The organism is Microcystis sp. M53602_WE12, assembly GCF_030065455.1.
In the GTDB taxonomy this organism is placed as follows: domain Bacteria; phylum Cyanobacteriota; class Cyanobacteriia; order Cyanobacteriales; family Microcystaceae; genus Microcystis; species Microcystis aeruginosa.
The window spans coordinates 1-4,984 of sequence record NZ_JASJFB010000693.1 but is presented as its reverse complement, the minus strand read 5'-3'; the positions used below and the strand labels follow the sequence as shown (position 1 = coordinate 4,984).

The window sequence follows — 4,984 nt, the reverse complement described above, 5'->3', positions numbered from 1 at the left end:
TTGTTTTTTGTACCAAGCGATGTACCACAAGAAGGATAATGCAAGGTTTTTGAAAGTCCCAATCCTATTTTCTTGCACTAACATCGGACTTTAACAGGTCAAAAGCCTTATTTTAAAAGGGTTTTACCATTATTCAGCAAGCCCTATTTAATTTTCCGATCGATTCTCTCTCTACACCTTCCCCCTCTCTCCGCGAGATGGAGTGGTTGATAATGCCATTAACCCACCCCATTTCCACAGAAAAGGGCTAAATATAAAAATTCCCCCTAGTTTTAGGGGGATTCGGCCATCTATTTGAACATATTACTCACGGAATTGTCCTCATGAATGCGCCATATTGCCTCCCCCAGAATCGGGGCAACCGGCAAGACTTTCAGTTGCGGGAAAAGATGTTCTTGGGGGACGGGAATCGTGTTAGTAACGATCACTTCCTCGACTATGCCACTGGATAAACGCTCGATCGCAGGACCGGAAAAAACCGGATGGGTGGCACAAGCATAAACCTGTCGCGCCCCCTTGGCTTTCAGTAACTGCGCCCCTTGAGCGATCGTACCGGCCGTATCGATCATATCATCGACTAAAACCGCCGTTTTATCCTTAACATCGCCGATCAAGTTCATCACTTCCGCCACATTATGGGTTTGCCGGCGTTTATCAATAATTGCTAGGGGAGCATCACTGAGTTTTTTGGCAAAAGCCCGCGCCCTGGCCACCCCACCCACATCGGGAGAAACCACGACGATATCGGGTAATTGTTTACTGAGAAGATAGTCCACCACCACTGGGGAACCGTAAACGTGATCGAAGGGAATATCGAAATAACCTTGAATTTGGGACGAATGCAAATCCATGGCCAACACGCGACTTGCCCCCGCTTCCGTGATCAGATTAGCCACCAGTTTAGCGGCGATCGATTCCCGGCCGGCGGTTTTGCGATCGGCGCGAGCATAACCATAATAGGGAATTACGGCGGTAATTTGTCGGGCAGAAGCACGACGACAGGCATCAATCATGATCAACAATTCCATCAAATGATCGTTGACGGGATTGCAACAGGGTTGAATTAAATAGACATCACAGCCCCGGATCGATTCCTGAATCTGGATGTACAATTCACCATCGGCGAAACGTTTACGAATCATCGGACCCACATCCATGCCCAGATAACGGGCCACCTCTTGGGCAAGAGAGACATTAGCGGATCCCGAAAAGAGACGAAGACGATTGCTGTCCGACGCGGCGGGAAACATCGGATGTCGCATCAAAGTAGCAGAATAGCTCACAGCAGATTCTTTACCCTCAAACTCAAGGCACTTTTTTCTATCATCTCAGTTTTGTTGAAAATCTGAGTGGATTTCTTTGTTAGATATTGCCGCCGGATTTTGTCAAAACCGATTAACGTTTGGCTAACTTTTTCACCGGTAATTTACGCAGACGGATCGATTTCGGGGTAATTTCCACCAACTCATCTGGTCCAATGTATTCCAGGGCGCGTTCGAGACTCATATCCACGGGGGATTGTAACTGAACCAATTCATCCCCGGTGGCGGAACGATGGTTAGTTAACTGTTTAGTTTTGCAGATATTGATCTCCACGTCCTGGGGCCGGTTGCTTTCGCCGATAATCATGTTTTTATACACTTTTGTCCCCGGAGTAATAAAAAATACTCCCCGGTCCTCGGCGTTTTTGAGGGCGTAGAAAGTGGCGACTCCTTCCTCAAAGGCAGTAATCACGCCATTGTAACGGGTGGCCAATTCCCCGGAGAAAGGACGATATTCGAGAAAACTATGGTTCATAATCCCCTCACCGCGACTCAGACGGATAAATTCGCCCCGGAAACCGATTAAACCTCGGGCCGGAATCACGAATTCCAATTGAGTACGGCCATTGCTGCCCGTCTGCATATCCTGCATTTCCCCTTTCCGTTGGCCGAGACGTTCGATACTGGAACCCACCGCTTCTTCGGGTACATCTAAAACGAGGTATTCGTAGGGTTCGCAGGGTTGACCGTTAATTTCGCGGTAGATAACTTGCGGCTGCGATACTTGGAATTCGTAGCCTTCCCGACGCATGGTTTCGATGAGAATGCCTAAATGCAGTTCCCCCCGTCCCGAAACCAGGAATTTCTCGGCAGAATCACTTTCTTCCACCCGCAGGGCGACATTAGTTTCTAATTCTCGCATTAGACGATCGCGAATTTGCCGCGAGGTGACAAAAGTGCCTTCCTGACCGGCAAAGGGAGAATCGTTCACCGAGAAGGTCATTTGTAGGGTCGGTTCATCGACTTTAATTAGGGGTAAAGCTTGCGGGTCATCGGCTAAAGTTACGGTTTCCCCGATGTTAGCGTCGGCAAAACCAGCCACAGCAACGATATTACCGGCGCTGGCCTCGTTTAGTTCCACCCGTTTGAGGCCCTCAAAACCAAGAAGTTTTGTTATTTTACCCTTGACAACCGCGCCCGTATCCTTTACTAAAGCTGCCTGTTGACCAGCTTTAATTACGCCGTTATGGATGCGGCCGATAACGATGCGTCCTAAGTATTCCGAGTAATCGAGGGTGGTTACTTGCAGCTGTAGGGGTTTGTTAACGTCCCCGGCCGGTGGTGGAACGTGGTGTAAAATCGCTTCAAAGAGGGGCTGCATATCTTTGTCTTCGTCTTCGAGGCTTTCTTTGGCGAATCCTTGCATCCCGGAAGCGAACAGAGTAGTAAAATCACATTGGTCGTCATCGGCACCCAGTTCCACAAACAGATCGAAAACTTTGTCCACGGCTAGGTTAGGATCCACGTTAGGGCGATCGATTTTATTGACCACGACAATCGGTCTTAATCCCTTTTCTAGGGCTTTTTTCAGCACAAAACGGGTTTGGGGCATCGGCCCCTCGTTAGCATCGACAATCAGGATACAACCGTCCACCATACCTAAAACCCGTTCCACTTCGCCACCAAAGTCGGCGTGACCGGGAGTATCGACGATGTTAATCAGGGTGTCTTGGTAACGAACGGCGGTGTTTTTGGCCAGAATGGTGATACCGCGTTCTCTTTCGAGGTCATTGGAATCCATGACGCAGGTGGGTACATCTTCCCCTTCTCGAAAGATTCCCGACTGTTTGAGGAGTGCATCGACGAGGGTGGTTTTCCCGTGGTCAACGTGAGCAATGATAGCAACGTTACGGATAGGCAGAGACATAAAATATTGAAGTAGTCTTAGGTTTATTTTTACAAGTAAACATTTCTTAATAATTCTAGCTTAGACTGACCAGCACCGTTAGCAAATCTTTATTTTTCCTTGCTTTCCCATCAGCAAGCTCTACTGATTACTGTTGACAGACTCCCCAAACCCTATGCAAGCAACCCACCCTCGCAGGAGTCGAGACGGTAGAAAAGACGACTGGAGGCAGGGGGTAGGGGTAAATTAAAGCTAGAGTGAAAATCCTCTTGAACTTTGTAGGTTAAGCGAGGGGAAACTTGGCGAACAATTTGCGTCAACAGTTTATCACCGGTTTTTTGGAGAATGGGACGGGGAATCTTATAAATAAACTTGGGAAACTTAACCATAACATCCATACGCAGTTCCCAGGTGACTTGGGTGATAACCGCCGGAATATCCCGTCCCTGTTGCCGAAAAATTGCCTCAATTTCCCGACTAGGAGAAGATAGCGGCATTTCCTCTAGTTTCATAATTGCCTGATAATCCACTAGATAGCCTAAAAACGGTTGATCGGGAATGGGGACACTGCGAGTATGATAGACTCCATTGACGGGCAGATCGAGAACCACAGCGATTTTCGGCTCCAGTTCATAGCCAAAAGCTCCATATTTACCGATGGTGATAATATAACCATTGTCACCGAAGGGCAGAGTTTTCATCGGTTCGGCACAACGACAAAACCAACCTTCGTGAGCGCGCAGATAATCGGCAACCTTGTCCTGATTGCTATACATATCCATCGCTCCGGCAAAATGGGTTTGAAAACCAAGAAATTGATTGTCTTCTTTGACTTCTACAGATTCGCGAGCTAGGGAGTTAATGGGGGGACGCTGCATGACTTATAAACTGGGCAAATGATAGTACTAGAAACATTTGGGGATTAACCGCCAAAGGATCAGGGAAATTTGTAGAATCGAGATTAGTGTAACGTATTGTTAAAAACTATTAGGTCAAGAAGCGATGAAAGCATTTGTAGCAGGAGCCACAGGGGAAACGGGACGGCGAATTGTTGCCCAATTAGTCGAACGTCAGATTCCCGTCCGCGCTTTGGTGAGAAACCGCGAGAAAGCGGCGGAAATTTTGCCCGCAGGGGTGGAAATCGTCGTCGGAGATGTCCAACAGGCCGATAAGTTAGAGGCACTAATCGCTGATTGTAGCGTTTTGTTATGCGCCACGGGAGCCAGACCGAGTTTTAACCCCACGGAACCTTTGTTAGTGGACTACTTGGGAACTAAAAATCTCATCGATGCCGCAAAAAAGAAAGGAATCGAGCATTTTGTTCTCGTTACTTCCCTCTGTGTATCGAACTTTTTCCACCCCCTCAATCTCTTTTGGTTAATTTTATTCTGGAAAAAACAAGCGGAAGACTATTTAATCAAGAGTGGCTTAACCTACACCATTGTGCGCCCCGGCGGCCTGAAAAACGAGGATAACCTTAATGCCATTAAAATGTCATCCGCCGATACCCTTTCTGAGGGCAATATTCCCCGCACAAAAGTGGCTTCCGTTTGCGTAGAATCCCTATTTTATCCCGCCGCTAACAATAAAATTCTCGAAATTGTTGCTCCCTCAGATGCTCCCAATCTCGATTGGACTCAATTGTTTCAAAGTGTCGGCTAAACAGTAATCAGTTAGGTTCTTCGTTACTTGGTATGGTTCGATAGGGGGGCATAAATCGACTAAATCCTTATCTGGCAAGAGACTTAATTGATTAGTTCGCTCTAGAGCAAAAACAATTGACAAAAATCGCTAAATGCTTTTCTATATAAGGGTT

Annotated in this window: 4 protein-coding genes and 1 pseudogene; 1 reads left to right on the top strand and 4 read right to left on the bottom strand. The window is 47.3% G+C overall.

The window, feature by feature from the left end; all coding sequences use genetic code 11:
- Positions 1–290: 290 nt before the first annotated feature.
- The 3 genes from PX482_RS21710 to PX482_RS21700 all read right to left on the bottom strand — a co-directional run bounded on the left by PX482_RS21710 (position 291) and on the right by PX482_RS21700 (position 4,046).
- Positions 291–1,262, bottom strand: coding sequence for a ribose-phosphate pyrophosphokinase (locus tag PX482_RS21710; protein WP_288025030.1), 972 nt, complete (start codon positions 1,260–1,262; stop codon positions 291–293).
- Between the two features lie 133 nt (positions 1,263–1,395).
- Complete coding sequence (typA, locus tag PX482_RS21705; RefSeq protein ID WP_002796752.1) at positions 1,396–3,189, bottom strand: translational GTPase TypA; 1,794 nt, start codon at positions 3,187–3,189, stop codon at positions 1,396–1,398.
- A 152-nt stretch (positions 3,190–3,341) separates the two neighbouring features.
- On the bottom strand, positions 3,342–4,046 hold the full coding sequence (locus PX482_RS21700) for a DUF1997 domain-containing protein (protein ID WP_002761430.1): 705 nt from the start codon (positions 4,044–4,046) through the stop codon (positions 3,342–3,344).
- Between the two features lie 124 nt (positions 4,047–4,170).
- Here PX482_RS21700 and PX482_RS21695 point away from each other — a divergent pair, with 124 nt between their 5' ends.
- Positions 4,171–4,830 carry an SDR family oxidoreductase gene (locus tag PX482_RS21695; protein ID WP_002761432.1) on the top strand — a complete coding sequence of 220 codons (660 nt, stop codon included), beginning with the start codon at positions 4,171–4,173 and terminating at the stop codon, positions 4,828–4,830.
- On the opposite strand, the pseudogene PX482_RS21690 reads toward PX482_RS21695, so the two are convergent.
- Positions 4,780–4,959: pseudogene (locus PX482_RS21690) on the bottom strand (hypothetical protein); the annotation flags it as partial. The gene PX482_RS21695 and the pseudogene PX482_RS21690 sit on opposite strands and share 51 nt — an antisense overlap.
- Positions 4,960–4,984 lie beyond the last annotated feature (25 nt).